Source organism: Pseudarthrobacter sp. NCCP-2145 (genome assembly GCF_023708005.1).
Classification (GTDB): domain Bacteria; phylum Actinomycetota; class Actinomycetes; order Actinomycetales; family Micrococcaceae; genus Arthrobacter; species Arthrobacter oxydans.
In genome coordinates, this window is the sequence record NZ_BRCG01000002.1 from 54567 (window position 1) to 75444 (window position 20878).

At 65.7% G+C, this 20878-nt stretch carries 20 protein-coding genes; 14 read left to right on the top strand and 6 right to left on the bottom strand.

Translation table 11 applies throughout. The annotated features are described in order from the left end of the window. Positions 1-188 precede the first annotated feature (188 nt). The 3 genes from NFU08_RS01765 to NFU08_RS01775 are packed head-to-tail and all read left to right on the top strand — an operon-like array spanning position 189 to position 3934. A complete protein-coding gene (locus NFU08_RS01765) occupies positions 189-1886 on the top strand; it encodes an extracellular solute-binding protein (RefSeq protein WP_251420268.1) in 1698 nt (565 codons plus the stop codon). A 12-nt stretch (positions 1887-1898) separates the two neighbouring features. Then, positions 1899-2984, top strand: coding sequence for a sugar ABC transporter permease (locus NFU08_RS01770; protein WP_251420269.1), 1086 nt, complete (start codon positions 1899-1901; stop codon positions 2982-2984). Next, positions 2981-3934: a carbohydrate ABC transporter permease gene (locus NFU08_RS01775; RefSeq protein WP_174176316.1), complete on the top strand. Its 954-nt coding sequence runs from the start codon at positions 2981-2983 to the stop codon at positions 3932-3934. The genes NFU08_RS01770 and NFU08_RS01775 overlap by 4 nt, the downstream gene beginning before the upstream one ends. A gap of 26 nt (positions 3935-3960) precedes the next feature. Here NFU08_RS01775 and NFU08_RS01780 read toward each other — a convergent pair whose 3' ends face one another. Beyond that, on the bottom strand, positions 3961-4986 hold the full coding sequence (locus NFU08_RS01780) for a LacI family DNA-binding transcriptional regulator (RefSeq protein WP_174176318.1): 1026 nt from the start codon (positions 4984-4986) through the stop codon (positions 3961-3963). A 25-nt stretch (positions 4987-5011) separates the two neighbouring features. Between NFU08_RS01780 and NFU08_RS01785 the strand changes: the two genes are divergently transcribed. Genes NFU08_RS01785 through NFU08_RS01795 form a run of 3 tightly spaced genes read left to right on the top strand, consistent with a single transcriptional unit; the run spans position 5012 to position 10224 of the window. Beyond that, positions 5012-7072, top strand: coding sequence for a beta-galactosidase (locus NFU08_RS01785; protein WP_251420270.1), 2061 nt, complete (start codon positions 5012-5014; stop codon positions 7070-7072). Positions 7073-7078: 6 nt separating this feature from the next. Continuing rightward, positions 7079-9253, top strand: coding sequence for an alpha-xylosidase (yicI, locus tag NFU08_RS01790; RefSeq protein ID WP_251420271.1), 2175 nt, complete (start codon positions 7079-7081; stop codon positions 9251-9253). Between the two features lie 35 nt (positions 9254-9288). Then, on the top strand, positions 9289-10224 hold the full coding sequence (locus NFU08_RS01795) for an aldo/keto reductase (protein ID WP_251420272.1): 936 nt from the start codon (positions 9289-9291) through the stop codon (positions 10222-10224). A gap of 337 nt (positions 10225-10561) precedes the next feature. On the opposite strand, the gene NFU08_RS01800 is transcribed toward NFU08_RS01795, so the two are convergent. Further along, on the bottom strand, positions 10562-10888 hold the full coding sequence (locus NFU08_RS01800; protein WP_251420273.1) for a hypothetical protein: 327 nt from the start codon (positions 10886-10888) through the stop codon (positions 10562-10564). Positions 10889-11517: 629 nt separating this feature from the next. Here NFU08_RS01800 and NFU08_RS01805 point away from each other — a divergent pair. Further along, positions 11518-11796: a putative quinol monooxygenase gene (locus tag NFU08_RS01805; RefSeq protein WP_251420274.1), complete on the top strand. Its 279-nt coding sequence runs from the start codon at positions 11518-11520 to the stop codon at positions 11794-11796. 450 nt (positions 11797-12246) lie between these two features. Further along, complete coding sequence (locus NFU08_RS01810) at positions 12247-12954, top strand: hypothetical protein (RefSeq protein WP_188812197.1); 708 nt, start codon at positions 12247-12249, stop codon at positions 12952-12954. 150 nt (positions 12955-13104) lie between these two features. On the opposite strand, the gene NFU08_RS01815 is transcribed toward NFU08_RS01810, so the two are convergent. Continuing rightward, positions 13105-13488: a DUF1304 family protein gene (locus NFU08_RS01815; protein WP_188812198.1), complete on the bottom strand. Its 384-nt coding sequence runs from the start codon at positions 13486-13488 to the stop codon at positions 13105-13107. 978 nt (positions 13489-14466) lie between these two features. On the opposite strand from NFU08_RS01815, the gene NFU08_RS01820 reads away from it, so the two are divergent. After that, positions 14467-14715 (top strand): hypothetical protein, encoded by a 249-nt coding sequence (locus NFU08_RS01820; RefSeq protein WP_251420275.1) that lies wholly within the window; start codon positions 14467-14469, stop codon positions 14713-14715. 126 nt (positions 14716-14841) lie between these two features. Here the strand turns inward: NFU08_RS01820 and NFU08_RS01825 are convergent, their stop codons facing one another. Continuing rightward, positions 14842-15207 carry a peptidase inhibitor family I36 protein gene (locus NFU08_RS01825; protein WP_188812199.1) on the bottom strand — a complete coding sequence of 122 codons (366 nt, stop codon included), beginning with the start codon at positions 15205-15207 and terminating at the stop codon, positions 14842-14844. A 546-nt stretch (positions 15208-15753) separates the two neighbouring features. Here NFU08_RS01825 and NFU08_RS01830 point away from each other — a divergent pair. The 3 genes from NFU08_RS01830 to NFU08_RS01840 all read left to right on the top strand — a co-directional run bounded on the left by NFU08_RS01830 (position 15754) and on the right by NFU08_RS01840 (position 18029). After that, positions 15754-16461, top strand: coding sequence for a protein tyrosine phosphatase (locus NFU08_RS01830; protein WP_174175236.1), 708 nt, complete (start codon positions 15754-15756; stop codon positions 16459-16461). 190 nt (positions 16462-16651) lie between these two features. Next, the gene (locus NFU08_RS01835; RefSeq protein ID WP_174175234.1) at positions 16652-17230 is read left to right on the top strand and encodes an RNA polymerase sigma factor; all 579 of its coding nucleotides are present in this window, start codon (positions 16652-16654) and stop codon (positions 17228-17230) included. After that, positions 17223-18029, top strand: coding sequence for a hypothetical protein (locus NFU08_RS01840; RefSeq protein WP_174175233.1), 807 nt, complete (start codon positions 17223-17225; stop codon positions 18027-18029). The genes NFU08_RS01835 and NFU08_RS01840 overlap by 8 nt, the downstream gene beginning before the upstream one ends. Positions 18030-18072: 43 nt before the next feature. Here the strand turns inward: NFU08_RS01840 and NFU08_RS01845 are convergent, their stop codons facing one another. Next, a complete protein-coding gene (locus NFU08_RS01845) occupies positions 18073-18636 on the bottom strand; it encodes a hypothetical protein (RefSeq protein WP_174175231.1) in 564 nt (187 codons plus the stop codon). Positions 18637-18814: 178 nt separating this feature from the next. On the opposite strand from NFU08_RS01845, the gene NFU08_RS01850 reads away from it, so the two are divergent. Together NFU08_RS01850 and NFU08_RS01855 are read left to right on the top strand one after the other, a co-directional pair. Beyond that, on the top strand, positions 18815-19315 hold the full coding sequence (locus tag NFU08_RS01850; protein WP_104186485.1) for a sigma-70 family RNA polymerase sigma factor: 501 nt from the start codon (positions 18815-18817) through the stop codon (positions 19313-19315). Beyond that, positions 19312-19971, top strand: a complete 660-nt coding sequence (locus NFU08_RS01855; RefSeq protein ID WP_251420276.1) for an anti-sigma factor — start codon at positions 19312-19314, stop codon at positions 19969-19971. Before NFU08_RS01850 ends, NFU08_RS01855 begins: the two co-directional genes overlap by 4 nt. A 19-nt stretch (positions 19972-19990) precedes the next feature. Here NFU08_RS01855 and NFU08_RS01860 read toward each other — a convergent pair whose 3' ends face one another. Continuing rightward, on the bottom strand, positions 19991-20839 hold the full coding sequence (locus NFU08_RS01860) for a DUF1206 domain-containing protein (RefSeq protein WP_251420277.1): 849 nt from the start codon (positions 20837-20839) through the stop codon (positions 19991-19993). Positions 20840-20878: the final 39 nt, after the last annotated feature.

A 20878-nucleotide genomic window follows, 5' to 3' on the forward strand; every position in this document is an offset into this window, starting at 1 on the left:
TCCAATCAGCGGGTTATCGAATCGCTTATACAAATTCTGGCGACACCCAGTGTTGCACTCCCGCTTGTGAGGCGCAACACATTCTGCCCTTGCCCGATCCCATGCCGGTGTCATACCCTGATCGAAGTCGAATCGGTTCGATGAATCATTGAATCTTCCCTCATTGGCTCACACAAAGGAGTGCTGTCATGCTCGGTTCCCAGGTAGACCCGTCAAGGGGACGCCCCCATAAATCCGCCAGCCGCCTGCTCAACGAGGCCTCCGCCGGCGTCAACCGCCGCTCCTTCCTTGGCATCCTCAGCGGTGCGGTGTTCCTGGCGGCCGCCCCTGCAGCCCTGACGGCCTGCTCGGGAGGCGCCGCGCCGCAGGCAGCCACCTCCGGCAGCCTGGCCGAAACGGTGGCCAAGCTGGTGCCCGCCTACAAGCCGCTGGAGCTGGTGAAACCGGACATCCCCTCCGTGAAGGGCTCCACCCCGGGCTTCACCAGCATCCCCTCGTCCCTGGTCAAGTCCGTGTCCACGCCTCCCGGAAGCGGCGGAACCTACACGGCCATGACGCCCGCCTGGTGGGCCGTCCCGCCTGCGCTTCCGGAGAACAGCTACTACAAGGCGGTCAACGAGAAGCTCGGTGCCACCATCAACTTCCAGGTCAACGACGGCAACGCCTACGCGGACAAGGTGCAGACCGTCCTGGCCTCGCCCAAGGACGTGCCGGACTGGATGGTCATTCCGGGATGGAACCTGCCGCCGCGCTTCGGGCAGGCTGCCGCGGGCGTCTTCCAGGACCTCTCCGAGTTCATCGCCGGGGACAAGGTCAACAAGTACCCCAACCTGGCGAATATTCCGACGGCGGCGTGGAAGATGGGCTGCTTCGAGGGCGGCCTTTACGGTCTGCCCTACCCCGGTGCCCTGATCTCGGACGCCATCTTCTACCGCGCGGACCTCTTCGAGGAGCTCGGCGCCAAGCCGCCCACCTCCGCCGACGAATACCGGACGCTGGCCAAGGAACTCACGGACGAATCGAAGAACCGCTGGGGTTCGGAAGACGTCTGGACCGGCGCGCAGATCATGCACGGCGTGGTCCCCAAGTGGAAGCAGGTGGGCGGCACGCTGCAGAACAAGGTGGAAACCGAAGAGTACCGGGCTGCCCTTGAGTGGACGGCGAAACTGTTTGCCGACGGCTCGGTCCACCCGGACGCCGTGGCCGGCAACGCGCAGCAGTCCAAGCAGCGCTTCGAATCCGGCGCCTCGCTGATGGCCTCCGACGGCATGGGCTCCTGGCACGAGGCCCTGGCCCGCGTCCTTCCGTCCAACCCGAAGTTCAACATGCAGCCCATGGACTACTTCGCCCCGGACGGCGGGAAGCCCACCCTGTTCCGGGCCCAGCCGGCAGCGATCTTCAGCTTCATCAAGAAGACGGAGCCCGCCAAGGTGGAAGAGATGCTGGCGCTGGCCAACTTCATGGCGGCCCCGTTTGGCACCGAGGAGAACGTGCTGATCAACAACGGCGTGGAGGGCGTCCACTTCACCAGGGACGCCCAGGGCATCCCGAAGGCCACGGCCAAGGGCACCGAGGAAGTCACCAGCACCTACGCGTTCCTGGTGAACGCCCCGATCGTGAACTCCATGGTCCAGTACCCGGGGCTGGTCCAGTCCCAGTCCGAGTGGGAGGCGCGCCAGGCACCCAACGTTGTGGAGGACGCCTTCTTCGGCATGCAGATCCAGGAGCCAGCCAAGTTCGGCTCACTGTCCAAGCCCTTTGACGACCTTGCCAAGGACATCATCCGCGGCCGCAAGAGCATGAAGGACCTCGACGCCGAACTCGCCACCTGGAAGAGCAAGGGCGGCGACGAACTCCGGGACTTCTACGCCGGATTCCTGGCCTAGGAGATGGCAAGGATGAGCACCGGAACAGAGCGCAAGGCCCCCGCGCCGGGGCAGGAGGTCGCCGCGGCGCCGGACAGCGGGCACCCGGCAGGACGTACGACGGCGGCCGGCGGCTTGGGTGCCCCGGGGCAGGGCGGCGGCTCGGGTGGCGGCGGGGCAGGCAGCACGGCCGTCCCCGCCCTGAGGCCGAAGGCCAACCTCAGACTGCGGTTCAACCGGGACCGCTCCCTGGTGTTCATGGCACTGCCCGCCGTGATCCTGCTGGCCGTCTTTGCCTACCTTCCCATGCTGGGCAACGTGGTGGCCTTCCAGGACTACTCCCCGTATGTGGGGATTCCGGACAGCCCCTGGGTGGGGCTGGACAACTTCGCGCGGGTGCTGGCGGACCCGGACTTCTGGCTGGCCGTCAAGAACACCCTGGTGATCACGGCGTTCCAGCTGGTGTTCTTCTTTCCTATCCCCATCGCCCTGGCCATGCTGCTCAACTCCCTGGTCAACCCGCGGCTCCGGGCCGCCATCCAGGCCGTGGTGTACCTGCCGCACTTCTTTTCCTGGGTGCTGGTGGTCTCCGTGTTCCAGCAGATCTTCGGCGGCGCCGGGTTGCTGAACCAGTCGCTGCGCGCCAACGGCTGGCAGGCCGTGGACATCATGACCAACCCGGACACGTTCCTGTTCCTGCTCACCTCCCAGGCCGTCTGGAAGGACGCAGGCTGGGGCATCATCGTGTTCCTCGCAGCCCTCAGTGCCATCGACCCCGCGCAGTATGAAGCAGCGGCCGTGGACGGGGCCGGCCGGTGGAAGCGCATGTGGCACGTCACCCTTCCCGGGCTCCGCAGCGTCATCGTTCTGCTGCTCATCCTCCGGCTGGGCGACTCGCTGACCGTGGGCTTCGAGCAGATGATCCTGCAGCGGGACGCCGTGGGGGCCGAGGCCTCCGAGGTCCTGGACACCTTCGTGTACTACACCGGCGTGCAGAACGGCGACTGGAGCTACGCTGCCGCCGCAGGCCTGATCAAGGGCCTGGTGAGCCTGGCGCTGATCCTGACCGCCAACAAAGTTGCCCACATCTTCGGTGAGAGCGGTGTCTATTCCAAATGAGCACACTAACCAATAAGGCGCCCACTCGAGCCAGTGCCGCCAAACCACCCAGGCAGCCGCGCACCAAACCGGAACGCCCCATCTGGGACGAAGAACCCGGAGCGGCGGCGAAGGCCGGCAAGATCGTGGTGCTCGCCGTCGTCGTCCTGGCAGTCCTGGGGCCGCTGTACACGATCGTCCTCACCAGCATCTCCTCCCAGGCCACCATCACGCAGGCCGGCGGGCTGGTCCTGGTCCCCGGGGAAATCTCCTTCGCCGCCTACCAGCAGATCCTCAGCGGCGGGGTGGTCACCAGGGCGGTGCTGGTCAGCGTGGGCGTCACGGCCACCGGAACGGCCCTGAGCATGGTGGTGTCCATCCTCTGCGCCTACGGCCTGTCCCGGCCGGGGTCCTTCGCCCACACGCCTATCCTGTTCACCCTGCTGATCACCATGTTCTTCAGCGCAGGCATCATCCCGGCGTACCTGCTGGTGTCCGGCCTGGGCCTGATCAACACCTACTGGGCGCTGATCCTGCCCAGCTGCATCTCGGTGTTCAACATCATCATCCTGCGCGGCTTCTTCATGGGCATCGACCGGGGGATCCTGGACAGCGCCAGGATTGACGGCGCCAGCGAGTGGCGCACCCTCACCCAGATCGTGCTGCCCATGTCCAAGGCCGTCACCGCCGTCATCGCCCTGTTTTACGGGGTGGGCTATTGGAACGCGTTCTTCAACGCCATCCTCTACATCAACGACAGCTCCATGAACCCGCTGCAGGTGGTGCTCCGGTCCTACGTGCTCCAGGGTGTTTCTGTGCCCGGCCAGGTGGATGTTGGCACCGGGGCGGCGGCAGGCCCGGCGCTGCAGATGGCCGTGATCGTGCTCGCCATGATCCCCATCCTGATCGTGTACCCCTTCGTGCAGAAGCACTTCACCAAAGGCGTGATGATCGGCGCGGTCAAGGGATGAGCGTTCCCGTGTTCCTGCGGCAGCTGTCAGCGGACCGCCGCGGTGCTTGCCCCCTCGGAGAGGGTGGGGGCGATGAGCCGCAGCTCGGCGGGCTTGGCCAGGCTCAGCCGGTCCATCACCATCTCCACGGCGGCGCGGCCGATGTCCATGGCGGGGATGGACACCGCCGTCCAGGGCAGGAAGGCGGACGTGGCCACATCGGCGGGGGCTATGACCACCACCGAGATGTCTTCCGGGACGGAGAGGCTGTGCGCGGCGAGGTTCTCGCGCAGGATGGGCAGCAGTCCCTCGTTGTGCACCAGGAGGGCGGTGATGGCCTCCGGACCGGCGAAGACCTTGTCCAGCGCGCGGGCCAGGTCCTTGGAGTTCGCCTCGCAGGCCACCGAGACATGCGTGACCTCAAGTTCCCGGCATGCCTCCTCGAAACCGCGCAGGGCCCGGTCCGCATAGGTGGCGTGCCGGCGCAGCGAGGCGGGCGGGGAACCGATGAAGGCGATGCCGCGGTGGCCGAGCTCCACCAGATGGCGGACCGCGGTGCGGGAGGCGCCGGCGAAGTCGAAGTCAACGCAGCTGAGGCCACGCGGATCGTCCGGCATGCCGATCAGCACCGCGGGCTTGTCCAGCTTGGCCAGCACGGGGATGCGCGGATCGCGGGCCTCGATGTCCATCATCACCAGGCCGTCCACCATGGACTGGGACGTCACCCGCTCAATGCTGCCGGCGTCGTCCTGGGTCAGGAGCAGGACGTCCTGGTTGAACGTCCGGGCCGTAGTCACCACGGCGGTGACGAACTGCATCACTACTCCCACATTGACGTCCGCGCGGAGGGGCACCACCAGCCCCAGGACATTCGAGCGGCTGGAGGCCAGGGCACGGGCACTGGACCGGGGACTGTACTTCAGCCGGCGCATCGCCGCTTCGACGATTTCGCGGGTTTCTTTCGATATGGGACGGTTCCCGCTCATCACGTAGGACACGGTACTCGTGGAAACCCCTGCCTCTTTGGCCACGTCACTGATGGTCGCCGCCGTTGAAGCCTTTCGATTACTCATATCCATCATTTAACCAAGGAATTCCATGCATCCTCGAAGCCACGGCCTGAGCGCCGTGACAGAGCGGGCCGGGCTGCTCTTCGGCGCCGATTACAACCCCGAGCAATGGCCGGAGGAAAGCTGGCCGGAGGACATCCGACTGATGCAGCAGGCCGGCATCAACCTGGTCACCCTCGGCGTCTTCAGCTGGGCACGCCTGCAGCCCACCGAGGGCACCTGGGACTTCGGCTGGCTTGACCGGATCCTTGCCCTCCTCGACGAGGGAAACATCAAGGTCTGCCTGGCCACGCCCACCGCATCGCCGCCGCCCTGGCTGGGGCACCGCTACCCCAGCACGCTGCCCACGGACGCCGCCGGGACGACGCTCTGGTACGGCTCCCGCAACCAGTTCTCGCCGTCGTCGGCCGTGTACCGCAGCGCCGCACGGCAGGTCACCGCAGCGCTCGCCGAGCGGTACGGCCAGCACCCCGCCGTGGTGATGTGGCACGTGGGGAACGAGCTGGGACAGATCAGTTACGACGACGAAACGGCCGCCGCGTTCCGCACCTGGCTGCTGCGCCGCTACGGCTCCCTGGAACACCTGAACTCGGCCTGGGGGACCACTTTCTGGAGCCAGGGCTACAGCACCTGGGAGGAAATCCTGCCGCCGCGCACGGCGCCGTACCTCCACAACCCCACGCAGGTCCTGGACTTCAAGCGCTTTACCTCGGAGTCGCTGCTCAGACTTTTCACCGCTGAACGGGACATCATCCGCCAGTACTCCCCGGCTGTACCGGTCACCACCAACCTGATGGGGTTCTTCCGCGGCGCGGACTACTTCAGCTTCGCGGGGGAAACGGACCTGGTGGGCAACAACTGGTACACCGATCCCGGGCAGCCGCAGACCTGGGAACTGGGCGCCCTCACCCACGACCTGTGCCGCGGACTGGCCGGCGGCACACCCTGGCTGCTGATGGAATCGGCAGCCTCCGCGGTGAACTGGCGGCCCCACAACAGCGCCAAGGAACCCGGGGCCCTCCGCGTGGATTCGTTCTCCGCCCTGGCCCGCGGCTCCGACGGCATCTGCTTCTTCCAGTTCCGCCAGTCCGCCTTCGGCGCCGAACGCTTCCACTCTGCCGTGGTGCCGCTGGCAGGGGAGGACACCCGCGTGTTCCGCGAAGTCGCGGAGCTCGGCTCCCAGTTGCAGGACCTGCGGCTCCTCGCCGGGACCCCGGCGCCGTCCCGGATCGCTGTCCTCTTCGACTGGAACAGCTGGTGGGCGGCGGAGGCCCCGGACTGCCCCACGGACAGGCTCGGCGTCCTGGACCAGCTGCAGGCCTACTACCGGCCGCTGCTGCGGCGCGGCCTGTCCGTGGAGGTGGTGCACCCCTCAACGCCGCTGGACCGGTTCGACCTGGTGCTCGTCCCCAGCCTCTTCCTCCTCACCGAGGACAACGCCGGGGCGCTGGCGTCCTGGGTGCACCGGGGCGGGACGGCCGTCGTCGGGCCCTTCACCGGGGTGGCGGACAGCAACGGCCACCTCCGGCAGGGGCGGTTCCCCTCTGTCCTGGCGTCCATGCTCGGCGTCAGCGGCGAGGAATGGCGGCCCCTGGCGGAAGGAATCGGCCTCGACTTCGCGGCGCCCCAGGACGGCGTCACTGCAGATGTGCCGGCCGGGCTCCAGGCCACTGTCTGGTCCGAGGACCTCCGCCTGGACGGCCCCGGCGCTGCGGCGGCGGCCACGTTTGCCTCCGGCTCCCTGGCTGGAAAACCGGCGGTAGTCCGGAACAGCCACGGCAGCGGCACCGCCTGGTACGCGGGGTGCGACCTGCCCGGTCCTGCGCTGGGGCACATCGTGGGGGAGGCCCTGGCAGCAGCCCGCATCTCCTTGCCGGTGGCAGGAACGCTGCCGGACGACGTCGAACTCGCCACCCGCGGCGGCCACCACTTCCTGCTGAACCACGGCGCGGAACCACGCACCGTGACGCTCACCGGGCAGTCTGTGGACGTGCTCACCGGGGACGCCTGCGGGCCCCGCCTGACCCTGGAACCGTACGGCGCCCTGGTCCTCAAAGACAGCCCAGACCCTCTTGAGAACGGAAACTGACATCCCATGAAATTTACCGACGGCTACTGGCTGTACCGCAAAGGCTTCTCGGCGCTGCACCCGCGCGACGTTTCCGACGTTGTGGAGGACGAGCGGAGCCTGACGGTCTACGCACCCACCAAGCGCATCACGTCCCGCGGCGATGCCCTGAACCTTCCCCAGCTGACGGTCACCTTCGACGCGCCCCTGCCGGACGTCATCGGCGTGACCATCGAGCACTTCCAGGGCGGGCTGGACAACGGCCCGCACTTTGACGTGAACCGCACGGGACCGGCGCCGCAGTTCAGCCGGGACGCGGACACGGCCAGCATCACCTCCGGCGGGCTCACGGCACGGATCAGCACGGCCGGGGACTGGGGCGTCGATTTCCTGGGGAACGGCAGGCTGCTGACCACCTCCACGCCGCGCAGCGTCGGCGTCATCACGGACGACGGCGGGCGGACCTTTGTGCACGAACAGCTCAGCCTGGGCGTGGGCACCAACGTGTACGGCCTGGGCGAGCGCTTCGGCGCGTTCGTCAAGAACGGCCAGTCGGTGGACATCTGGAACGAGGACGGCGGCACCTCCAGCGACCTCGCCTACAAGAACGTGCCGTTCTTCATCACCAACGACGGCTACGGGGTGTTCGTGAACCACCCGGAGAAGGTGTCCTTCGAGGTGGGGTCGGAGGTGGTGTCCCGAACCCAGTTCAGCGTGGAGGGCCAGAGGCTCCAGTACTTCATCATCCACGGGCCCTCGCCCAAGGACATCATCCGCCGGTACACCGAACTGACCGGGCGGCCATCGCGGATCCCGGCCTGGTCCTACGGCCTGTGGCTCTCCACCTCCTTCACCACGGACTACGACGAAAAGACCGTGAACTCGTTCATTGACGGCATGGAGGAGCGGAAGCTGCCCCTGTCCGTCTTCCACTTCGACTGCCATTGGATGAGGTCCTTCCACTGGAGCGACTTCGTCTGGGACCCCGCCACGTTCCCGGACCCGGAAGGCATGCTGGCCCGGCTCCACGACCGGGGGCTCAAGGTCTGCGTCTGGATCAACCCGTACATCGCCCAGCGCTCGCACCTGTTCCGGGAGGGGCTGGAGCGGGGCTTCCTGGTCAAGCGGCCGGACGGGTCGGTGTGGCAGTGGGACATGTGGCAGGCCGGCATGGGGCTGGTGGACTTCACCAACCCGGACGCCGTGCTCTGGTACCAAGACAAGCTCCGCGGCCTGCTGGGCCAGGGCGTGGACTCGTTCAAGACGGACTTCGGCGAGCGCATCCCCACCGATGTGGTGTGGCACGACGGGTCCGATCCGGACAGGATGCACAACTACTACGCGCAGCTGTACAACAGGACGGTTTTCGACCTGTTGTCCAAGGAGCTGGGCGAAGGCGAAGCCGTGGTGTTTGCGCGATCCGCCACGGCCGGCGGCCAGACCATGCCGGTGCACTGGGGCGGGGACTGCGAATCCACGTTCGCTGCCATGGCTGAATCGCTGCGCGGCGGGCTGTCCCTGGCGGCGTCGGGCTTCTCCTTCTGGAGCCACGACATCGGCGGCTTTGAGGGCACGCCCGAGCCGGAAATCTTCAAGCGGTGGATCGCGTTCGGGCTGCTGTCCTCCCACTCAAGGCTGCACGGGTCCAACTCCTACCGTGTGCCGTGGCTGGTGGATGAGGAATCCGTGGACGTGCTCCGGCACTTCACGGAGCAGAAGATGCGGCTGATGCCCTACCTGCAGATGGCGGCGGAGCAGGCGTACGCGGAGGGGATTCCCCTGATGCGTCCGCTCTTTATGGAGTTCCCCGAGGACCCGGGCTGCGCGCACCTGGACCGGCAGTACATGCTGGGGCCGGACATCCTGGTGGCACCGGTCATGGACCCGTCCGGCACCGTGTCCTTCTACCTGCCCGAGGGCACCTGGACGCACCTGGAAACAGGGGAGCAGCTGGCGGGCCCGCGCTGGCACCGCAAGGAGTATTCGGTGATGCAGGCTGCCACGTGGGTCAGGGAAGGGGCTGTGCTGCCCATCGGTACAGTGTCGGACCGGCCGGACTACGACTGGGCACGGGACATGCAGTTCCGGGCGTTCGCCGCGGCGGACGGGACACGGCACATTGCTGTGCCCTCGCCGGACGGTTCCACCACGGACTTTGAGGTGACCGTCAGCGGCGGCGACGTGTCCGCCGTCGTAGCCTGATGGAATCTGTCACCGAGGCGAGGATACCCGCAGCCATGAAAACCCTGGGCCGCACCGGCCTCCCTGTCACCGATGTATGCGTCGGCACGAGTTCGCTGGGAAACCACCCGCGGAACGGCACCGCGGCGGAGCGGACGGCAACGGCAGTGGCGGCCGTCCGCGCCGCCCTGGCCGGGCCCTTCAATTTCCTGGACACCTCCAACGAATACGGGCACGACGGCGGCAGCGAGTTCTGGATCGGGCAGGCCATCCGGGAGGCGGGCGGGCTGCCGGCGGGCTTTGTCCTGTCCACGAAGGTGGATCCCATCCTGGGGACGGCGGACTACTCCGGGGACCGTGTCCGGCGCAGCGTGGAGGAAAGCCTTGAGCGGCTGGGGCTGGACAGGCTGCCGCTGGTCCACCTCCATGATCCGGAGAAGATCAGCTTCGGGGAGGGTGTTGCGGCGGGCGGGCCGTTGGAGGCGCTCGTTGATCTGAGGGACCAGGGGGTGATTGGGCACCTCGGCGTGGCCGGCGGACCCATCGACCTGGAACTGAAGTACCTGGCCCTGGAGGTGTTCGACGTGGTGATCAGCCACAACCGGTACACGCTGGTGGACCAGACGGCGGAGCCGCTCATCGAGGACGCACGACGGCGGGGCGTCGCCTTCATCAATGCCGCGCCTTTTGGCGGCGGCCTGCTGGTGAAGGGGCCCGATGCCACCGCCAACTACTGTTACCGGCCGGCCAGCCCGGAACTGCTGGGCCGTGTCCGGGAGATGCAGGAGCTCTGCCGCGAGTATTCGGTGCCGCTCGCCGCCGCGGCCCTGCAGTTCTCCACCCGCGATCCCCGCATCACCTCAACCATCGTGGGGATGGCGGAGCCAGAGCGGGTGGCCGAAGCGGCACGCCTGGCGCAGTGGAGCATCCCGGAGGACTTCTGGGAACGCATGCTGCCGTTGGCTTCGGCCGGGAATGCGGATTTAAGGTAGAGAGTCAGTACACGGAATCGGGCTGGGGGCTACGGGACATATTTACGGGAGTCACCGGCCGGGGGACGAACTCCACGATGCCGCGACGATTGCAGTGGTGCCGCCGCGGTCCTCACCTGGTCCCCGAGACGTGACTGTCTCCCAAGGGTTTCGAGGCGATTTGATGTGTAGCGTTTGGGGCACCTTCACCGGGCAATTTTGCGGGCGGGTCTTACGGGAATCGTCGGGCACCGGGATGCCACGCTCCTCAATGGAAATCATCTGTCTGTCGCACTGACCCGGCTGGGGACCGGCTAACGGGCGACTTCGATCTGGGTCGGGGCAGGATTCATCCTGCCTAGGCGGCGATCTGATCCACGAAGGTTCCCCACACCAAAAGTGCTCCTGATAAGGCCATCAGTCCGCCAACGATCCAACCAGAAGATCGGGGAAGCGAATTGGTATTGCCGCGTGCCTGGCTCATGAAATTTCGCATCAGGATGACGAGAGCCGCCACAAAGCACAGGAGCGCCGCGCCTAAAATCCAAGCATATTGAGGGGTCGTGTTCCGCAAACCCATAACGTATCCGATTACAAGGAACACGATGCCAAAACCCAGTACCGCAGCTAGGACTCGGGCGATGCCACGAGGATTTCTCCCGTTGTACTTTGTCTCAGCGTTCATTCTGAGATCGTATTTGCCTTACCACCACCTGAACAGGCCGCACTCGGAAAGGCCTTAGCTTTTCTTACCCTCTACATTGCTGGTTGGCACCAAGGCGCCCGGTGCGGGATCCCCAAATGGACGACTCTGGGTCTTGCCCGTCTCCGCGCGGCGCTAAGCATGGTCTGATGGACGGATGAAGAACTGGGCTTGGGGCTTTATTGGGGTAGCTACGTTATGCATGGCTTTAGGGCTGATCGCAGTGGGTTTCCTTCAGCCTGGAATCACATGCGCTGAAGACGATACTTCCGCCGGCTGCCCGTCGACGCCTGTTCATGCAGTAATGCTGGTGTCAGGAACTGTTCTTCTTCCAACGGGTATCTTGTTCTTGATTCGGTCAGGGAAAAAGAACGCCTGGCACCGGATTTGGTAGCTCCATTCAAGTAGCGGATTGTTCAGGGTCGTCACGAGTAGCACGTTGATGGATCCGCTAACGGGCGGCTGGAGGTGTCATCTATCCCCGCTATGTAAATCGCAGCGATAATGAAGGCTTTTTCACCGCGATAAATGTCACCCCTTTGGCGCCTGATAGCCGGCCCTTCACCAAACGACGTTCTAAGCCCTGCGTCGAGCGGTGCAAGGATGGCTCTGTGAGTAACGTCTTCCTTAGCGGCCAACTCGTCTGTGGCAATCAGAACGAGGCGGTGCTCGTTGCAGAGTTCCTCCCAGTGCACATCGAGCTGACGCGCGCTGAGCAAGGGTGCCTGTTCTTCGAGGTGGTCGTCACCGAAAACCCGCTGATCTGGCAGGTTGACGAGAAATTTCAGGATGCTGAGTCGTTCCGAGCGCACCAGCTGCGAGTCGCCGAAAGCGAATGGGGCAGGGTAACTGCGAACATTGATCGCCACTACGAAATCAAAGGCATCTAAGTCGGCGACGCGACGCGACTCATCTCATCGCCACTCACCGATCTCCAGCTCCTCGGAGTAGCACAATGGAGGACCCGCTTACGGACGCCTAAGCGAGCATCCGGACGGCTAGCATGAGAACTTGCGCTTGTATTTACAAAGAGACCATGGGGGCCAGCATGATCAGGAAATCGGTAGCAATCTCGATGCTAGCGCTGGCGGTGAGCATTACCCTCCTGGTAAGCGGCGGAATCGCGCTCTGGCACGCCGGGATAGTTGCGGACGAAAATAATCTGACGACAGGCTTCGCGCCTTACCTATGGGTTCCATTCGGGACGGGACTCATCGGCTTCATGGTTAGCCTCCCTTGGTTTCTAGGCACGGTTACCACCACACCACGGCTTAGGAGTGAGCGTTAGAGGATCGGCTTACGGTCGGTTCACCTCGTCGTCACGAGGCAGAATGTAGGTCATGGGGAATGATGACGGGACGCCAAGACTAGTTCAGCTCGGGAATTGGGACGTTAAGCTCTCGCTGCTGGAAGGGCCGGGTGCTGCTTGGGACGACATCGTCTCCGCTTGGTTGCCGGCGGAGAACAGGCTTCCACCGAGAGCTCCGCATGACTTCCCGTCGAATGGCTGGAGAATCGTTCACACCTTCCACCCGGAGTGGGCCCACGAGGCCATGATCCTGGGCGCCCCATCACAGGGTAAACCCAATAGGTGGGTGCTCGTTCAGCTGTCCCGAGACGACAACGGTTGGCAGTTCGCTATGCCGTTCTCCAGCTGTGGGCCTATTCCCATCCGAGAGGAACGCCGGGCTGGGCTGCGTCTGGACTGGGCAAAGACAACCTATTCAATGGCGTTGGGATCTATGCCTGAGGTCAACGTCGTCCTCGTCAACGAATCATTGCAGGAGTGGACACCCACCGGGGAAGACACGTCCCACGTCCAAGGCCTAGTGCTGACACAACACGGCGAGCAAATCGGAAACGGCTGGTACGCCACAGGAAGCACCCCACGGTTACCAACGCTCAAACCAGGGCAGGAAACACTGCTTCCAGCGTTTCGCAATAATCCCGAGCTCAAGAACCTTCCTGCCGGCGATTACCAAATGGTGGCCTTTCTGGCCGCCCTGAACCTTCGGACAGTCATCCCTGCAAAGCTCACCATCGAATAATCGACCGGCCACAACCCCGCCGGCGAGACTGCCCCCTAAGGGATCCTCTTGCGGACGCTTCAAGCGGTCCGTAGAGCCACCACCATACGGGCGCTGCTGTGACGCGAATCAACAAAAAACGCCGCCACTAGCATTCGCCAACTACCACCCCTAGTGAACGAGAACGTAGAAGACGATTGCCAGCGCCGGGAAGAGCGCCTGGCCGATGGCGCTGACGAGGAGGCGCTTCTCTGTGACCCACAGCCAAAAACCAAGGAAGACGTGGCACGCGCAGCAGAAGATCACTATGGCCGACCCGCTGGCGGGAGTGCCTGAGAAGTTCACCAGCCACAGGCCCACTGCGATGCCCAAGCCGAAGGTGATGTTGTAGGCGCCAACATTCATCGCCCACATCCGGACTGCGTGCACGTTTTCCTGCCTGATCAGAAAGATCCGGTGGAACCGTTGGTCGCCATGGAAGAAGACCTCCAGGATGCCAACGCTTATCAGCGCCAGGCCGGTGGCTCCGGCGAGTATCTGGCTCAGCACATTCATGCCGCGCTCCTAGCCCAACCTTGCAGTCTCCGCTTCTTGCGTGCAGGTTACGCTTCAGGCGCGAAGACCTTCAAGGGGCGGATTGCAAACACAGTCCACTACCCACTACCTATGCCCGCCCGCCTCCAGCCCGGCCCCAACAGGCCGCCATAAACGAATCCGTCTACGATGATCTGCGGCTCTTCAACCACAGCGCCGAGGTCCGCCAAGCCAACGGCTCGCTGACCAGTGGCCGCCACAGGATCCCCTTGCGATCACAGTGCGTCTGCCGCCAAGCTGGCGTTCACCCGCTACAGCAGACACCTTTCAGAGGTAAATTGTGAAAATGAGTGAGAGGTTCGCCGACAGGGTTACGGTCCCCGATGTCGTGGGTTTACCATTTCACGTCGGGCGAGATGTGGCGGCCGATGCCGGCGTTGCCTTGGCGAACCCTGATCCAGACGGGCCGCCTATCGGCGAGCTTGCTTGGCCGGGACTTTTCTACATCACGTCCCAGCGTCCACCCGGCGGGACCAACGTTTATCGATGGGACTCCGTCGCTGTCGAAATCGTCGCGCACGGAGACGCGGAATCCAATGCTTGGCTGCAACACCCTGGAACACCGCCCGCGGATTCCGCTCATGCGATTCCAGAGCGCGAGCAGTATGTTGATCTCACGGAAACGCAACCTCCACCTGAGTGACGCCTCGCCGCAAGTCCTATACATGCCAAGCAAGTCGTCTGCGGTCCCAAGCAGGCGAGGGGACAGCCCCGGTGGGGAGTCCCCTTGCTGGCTCCGCCATGCGACAAATAGCGCCGTGAAAAAGCCGTCATTTAGCGCCGAGAGTCACAAATAGGTGCCGAAAAAGGCCGTTTGGGGCCGGTATTTTTGATCAGAACCCATTGCCGGTATCAAAGCTGGTCGAACAGGGGGAAAGAGGGTATTTGACCTGTTTTCAGTCAAGCGGGACCCCGGGACGCGGCTATGTGAGCCGGAACGTGATTGGTTATACCCGGGTCAGTACCCGGGGGCAGTCCCTGGATGCCCAGGTCGATGCGCTGGTCGCTGGCGGTGCTATCAAGGTCACCACCGCAACCGAACGCGAAGCCGGCGAACTGAACGGCGACATGTATGTGCTGGAGCCTTCCAAAGCACAGGGGGGACCCGACTGGGGCAACGTGCGGGGGTGGCCACGGCCGTCGGTGGCGTTCACCAGCACTATTCCCGCTGTCGTCTTCAGAAGCTGACCGCACAGCAATGGGGTCAGCAGCTACTGAAATTGAAAGATCAGGGACTCTGTCTCGCGGAAACCTGGGCGTTTCCGCGAGACGGCTGCTTGAGCGCCCGGCCCCGATCAGGACACCGATATGTGATTAGTAGCGGGTGATTACGCTGATCCTGTTTGCAAAGTCCCCGAGGTATCCCAGCTTGGCGCCGGCCCCCATAGCCCACCCCTGCTGGCCGCCGATCTGCCGATGCACTCCCCACATCGAACCCGTACGGTTCCAAATGCTTTCGATGTTGTCGTCCATCCCTGTCGGGCCGATATTGTCGGAGAGGTCCGGATCGCCGACCTTGTACTGGGCGATCACTCCAGTGCCGTTCGGCCCGGTGAACGCACAGAAGTACCCAGCTTCACACCGGTCCCATCCTGTGGCGGCCTGCGCTGGCGTCGCTATTCCCGCGAGGCCCACGAACGCTGCCGCGACCGTCACCAAACCAGCTTTAAAGACTCGCATATTTCCCCCTGTTTTCTCCCGATGCGCAACGTGACGCTCACGCCGCTGACCACCTCGTGTTCAGGTTAGCCGACCCCAGCCTCCCCGTTACGACGCCCGAGCATCTCGGCTTGTCATCCCCCTCGGGTCTTGCCCCGAAGCCCGCCAATCGGCTACCCCCGGGATCCGATCTGGAAAAACCCATGACCTCACGCATCCGACTGATCACTACCGGTGACTGTGAAGCCCTGGCCGAACTACAAATACGCAACCGCGATTTTTGTCGTCTTGGGATCCCGTTCGGAGGGATGACTACTTCACTTGGAGGGGTAGCGCGCGAACATCGAGGCAGTTCTGGCACGTCTCACGCTTGGCGAGGCCATGTCCAGGGGCCACGACGCGGTGTGAGCGGGCTCCAGCCTCCACGGTCAGCAGACCACCGATGCTGGCGCGCTGAAAAAGTTCCTGCACGCCCGTAACCTTTCCGCCGTCCCCTGCGATGTAGGAGGTGATGGGCCCGCCCGACGGGCCCGAATCGAAAGTGTTGTCTAGGTTTTGGAGTTTTAAATGTCGTTGTTCACCGTCCTCGCCACCAGCAAAGTCGCTGCCGGAGTCCTGGCAGCCGGCACCATTGCCGTCGGCGGAACCGGCGCCGCAGCCGTTTCCGGCGTCCTCCCCGCCCAGGCGCAGCAGACCGCCCACGACCTCTTCGGCGCTCCCGCCCCGGAGCTCGCATCGGAAGCAGCCAGTGACGCGCAGGCCAGCGCGGAAGCCACCGCCGAGGCCGCTGCCGAGGCCGGCAACGAGACCGCAGCAGACGCCGACGCCGACGTTGCTGCCGACGCAGAGGCGTCAGCCGCAGCCGACGCCAAGGCCACCAACGAGAACGCCTCCGCCAACGCTTCCGCTTCTGCTGCCGCGGACACCGCCGTTGACGCAGCCGGCGCCGCAGCATTCGGCCTGTGCACCGCCTTCACCAACGGCGGCCTGAACGCTTCCTCCGAGGGCTTCTCCTCCCTGGTGATCGCTGCTGAAGGCGAAGCGAACGTGGAAAGCTACTGCGCCGACGTCGTGACCGAAGCTGACGCCGCCGCCGAGGCCGGCGCCGCAGCAAACGGCTCCGCAGCTGTTGACGTTGAGCGCCCCGAGCTCCCGGCCGTTCCGGCAGTGCCTGCCGTTCCCGGCGTTGACGGCAAGCCCGCCGTCCCCGCCGTCCCTGCTGTTCCCGCCCAGGGCGGCAACGTAGTGGACACCCCCTCCGTTTCAGTCCGCTAAGGGCTGATCGCTAGTCTGTACTGCGGGAACCGGCCCCAGGCCTGTTCCCGCAGTACAGACAGACCCGGCGGGCCCCGAACGCAACCACCCGTTCGGGGGCCCGCCGGGAGCACCTGCCGACAGGCAGCAGGAAACACAGGGGACAGGCTGTCCCTTCCGGAAACCGGACAGCCGCACCCCGCGTCCTGGGATGGAGGAGCCGCTGGTGCTCAGCACTTTGGCCCAAGAAGAGATCGACATATTCGAGAGTGCGGCCGGAACAGACCCGGCTGTGCTCTTCGGCGCTGCCTACAGGTCCTTCGCCGGCCCCGTGCAGGGATACCTCAAAGCCCGTGGCGTGGACGATCCGGAAGCAGTTACCCAGGACGTGTTCCTGGCGTTCTACCCTAAAATCAGCGAACTTACCGGGGGACTCCAGGGCGCCAAGTCCCTGCTCTTTTCCATTGCCCACGCACGGATGGTGGATTACTACCGCCGGCTGGAGCGCAGGCCCCAGCTCAGCCCGTACGATCCACACCAGGATGCCAGGACCACTCCGTCCGCGGAGGACCACGCCGTTGAACTCACCGGCGGGGCCGTGGCCCTGCTGGATGGACTCAGCGAGGAACACCAGGAAGTGCTGGCCCTCCGGGTGGTGGCCGATCTGTCCATCGACCAAGTTGCGCAGATCATGGGCAAGAGCCCCGGTGCCATCAAACAGCTCCAGCGCAGGGCCCTTCACAACCTCAAGGTACAAACGCTCCAGAGAAACCAGGCGAATCATGAGTGACACCGCAGGAACCCGCAGCGACGCCTTTGTCGACGAGCTGCTGCTTGAGGCAGGCATGGACGACGACGGCCGCCTCCGCCCTGCCCTGCTGGAGCTTCGTGCGCTCGCGGACGCCGCGCCCGAGCCTTCCCCCGCGATTGCGGCGCTGATGGCCCCTGCCGGAGCGGCTGCACCTGCCGCGGCCGCAGCCGCTGCCGCCGCACCGGGTGCCGCCGCAGCCGGCGCCGCAGCCGGTCCCGCTGCCCCCCAAGAGTCACCGCGGGTTGACGAACTGGCCGCCCGCCGCAGGGCCAAGCGCCGGATTGCCCTCACCACCCTCTCCGTGGCGGTCTCGCTGGGTGCCGGCGGGGCTGTTGCCGCAGCCTCGGACCAGGGGATCCGTGACTCGCTCACGCAGCTGAACCACACCATCACGTCCTTCGTGACGGGGAGCGGCGCATCCCCGGCCGGTCACCAGGGCGAACAGCCGGCCGCGCCGCTGCCCACGGCACCCGCCGGAACCGCTCCAGCCGGAACCGCACCGGCCGGCACTGCGCCTGGCGGCTCCGCCTCGGTTCCCGGGGACCCGGCCGAAGCCACGCACCCGGCCGCCGCCCCGCCGTCGGACGGTGCAGTTGCGCCGGAGGCCCCCGTCGGGCAGGGGACAACCCCGGGCAAGCCCGGCGATGTCCCCGTGCCCGGCGCTGTGCCCGAAAACGTGCCCGGGCACATTGCCGACGGGCTGGGCAAGGCACCGGAAGTGCCGGTCCCGTCACAGGTTCCGCTGCCCGGGAACCTTCCGTCCGTCCCGCTCCCGTGACGCCTGAGCACTGGACAGCAGGGCCGGGTACCGGAAGGCCGGCTCAGTAGCCGGATGCACCCATCCTGATCATTTCGCCGGACGGATCCGCCAGGTACCAGACGCCGTTCACGCCATGGCCCAGGATGTCGCCGGGCTTCGTGTCCTTGGCGAAGTAGTACAGCGGCAGTCCGTTCAGCGTCACCTGCTTCGCGCCGTCCGGCGTCGTGATGGTGCCTACGGTCCCGGTGACACCTTCCACCTGGGGCGTCTCAGCGGCGGTGGTGACCGGGGGCCACGCTGCCAGGCAGGCGTCCGTGCAGGCACTGGTCCCGGAGTCCTTCACGTCCTTCGTGAAGAAATACACGCTCATCCCGTTGGCGGCCACCACAATGTCCCCGGCGCTTGAGGAAGCCGTCTTAAGGTCGACGGCGGCACTTGCCGGCGGGGCGGACGTTGCGGACGGCGGGGTGACGGACGCGGCGGGGGCGGTTGCAGAGGCCGGCGGTGAACCTTCCGTGACGGCCGGGCTGGTGGTTGCCGGTGCCGTTCCCGGGCTGCCGCCGCAGGCAGCCAGTGCCGCGGAAAGGGCCAGGACGGCGAGTCCTGCGCCCACGTTGAGTTTCATGGCGTTGCTCCTTGCTGGTGGGCCCGGCGTCGGACCGCCGGACGCTAACCCTTACGACGCACCGGGGTGAACAATGGTTCACACAGGCCGCCGCCGGCGGTTGAACCTTCCGGCCGCGGGCGGCGTCTTTACGGTGGTAAGCAGGAATGTGGTGCAGACGCCCGGCAGGAGGGACGGCATGCCGCTGGATGAGGACGTGGTGGCGTCCATCTACCGCGACCACGGCGCAGCCCTGCGCCGCTTCGTGCTCAGCGCCTCCCACGACCCCCAGCTTGCCGAGGACGTGGTGCAGGAAACGGTGCTCCGCGTATGGCAGCACACCCCCGAGATCACGGGCAGCCTCCGCAGCTACCTGTACCGGACGGCCAGGAACATCATGATCGACAACTACCGCAGGGCCCGGCGCCGACCCGCCGAAACCCTGGAAAGCGGCCTGACAGAACCCGCCGCTGTTCCGGAGAGAGTGGACGAGCTGCTCAACCGCGTGCTGGTCGAGGAGGCGCTGCTGCGGCTGAGCAAGGAACACCGGGACGTCCTGGTGGCGCTGCACTACCGCAGGTTCACCGTGAACGAGGCCGCCGTCCAGCTCAACATCCCCAGCGGCACCGTCAAATCCCGCGCCTACTACGCCGTGCGGGCGCTGCGGACCATCCTGGACGAGATGGGGGTGGAACGGTGAACAGCGCCGAAACCCACCACCTGCTCGGCGCCTACCTGCTGGGCGGACTCGACGCGGAGGATCTGCAGGCCTTTGAAGCCCACCTGCAGGAGTGCGGACAATGCCGGAAGGAACTTGCCGGCCTGGAGAAGGTTCCCATGATGCTGGACGCCCTTCCGGTGCCGGACGCTGTTGCGCTGACGGTGGCACCGGGAACGGCGGACACGCTGCCCCCTTCCGATCCCGCGCCGCTGCTGCGTAAGCTGGCCCGCCGCCGTCGGACATTACGACGGCGGTGGACGGCGCTGGCGGGCGCGGCCGCCGCCGCGTGCCTGGCACTGGGCCTGGCCGCGGGTCCGCTCCTGGCCCGGCCGCCGCAGCCGGACGCCACCTACTCGGTGCAGTCCGCCGGCGGCCTCCAGTTCAGCATCGACCTCGCCCGGAAGACCTGGGGAACCGAGCTGGCCGTGAACGGAAGCAGCCTGCCGCAGGACGGGACGCTGTCCCTGTGGGTCCGGGACCGGGCGGGTGGCGAGGACCGTGCCTGCGCCTGGACGGCCACCCCCAGCGGCAGGGTCAGGATCACGGGGGCCACGCCCGTCCAGCTGGGGAGCATCTCCAGCGTGGAACTGCGGGACGGCACGCAGCGCGCCGTGGCCGTGGTGACCGTCCCCTGATTCTCCTGGCGCTACCGGTTTAGCGGTTCATTTTGGCCAGCTTGGCCCGCACCATCATGAACACGCCGTAACAGATCAGCCCGGCACCCACCGCGGCCAGGAGGTAGATCCCGAAGGGCTGGTCGCGCAGTGCCCGCAGCCCGCCGTCGAGCCCGGTTGAGTCCTCCGGGTGCGCCTGCAGGGTGGCGATGGCGATCAGCAGGCCCGTCAGCAGCAGCACCGTTCCCTTGGCTACGTACCCGGTGACGCCGAGGACGGTCACAGCGGTCCGCGCCGAGGGGGATGCGGGCATGACCAGGTGTTTCTCGAAGGATTTCTTCACCCCGCGGATGCCGTACACCACCCCGGTCACCGCGATGCCGACACCGAGCAGGACCAGCAGGGCCACGCCGCCGGGAGCCTTCATGACCGCGATGGTCAGGTCGCTGGCGGTCTTCTGGTTGTCCCCGCCGGAGCCCGTTCCCGTGGCAAAGGACATCAGGGTCAGGGCGAGCCCGGCGAACACCAGCGCCTGGGCGCCTGCCTTGGCCTTCTTTCCGGCCTTTTCCTTGGTGGGCAGGTGGTTGTAGTCGAAAATGGCATCGCTGACCTGCCACAGCGCCAGTGCAGCGCACGCCGCGAAACTTGCCCAGAGGAGGAACGGCCCGGCCGGCTGGGTGGCAAGCTCCGCCACCGCGCCGCTGAAGTCCGCGTTCCCGGTACCGCCAAACGCCAGCCGGATGGCGATTGCCCCCACCAGCAGGTGCAGGATCCCGCTGGCCGCAAACCCGGCCCTGGCCAGCAGTTCCAGCGTCCGCGAATTGGTGACGTTCTCCGCCGCGTCGGCGGCCTGCTTCAGTTCTCTTTTGATGGCGGTTCCTTTGTGCACGTGCTCTTCCGTTGTGCGCCCCTGCACACTAGGGCAATC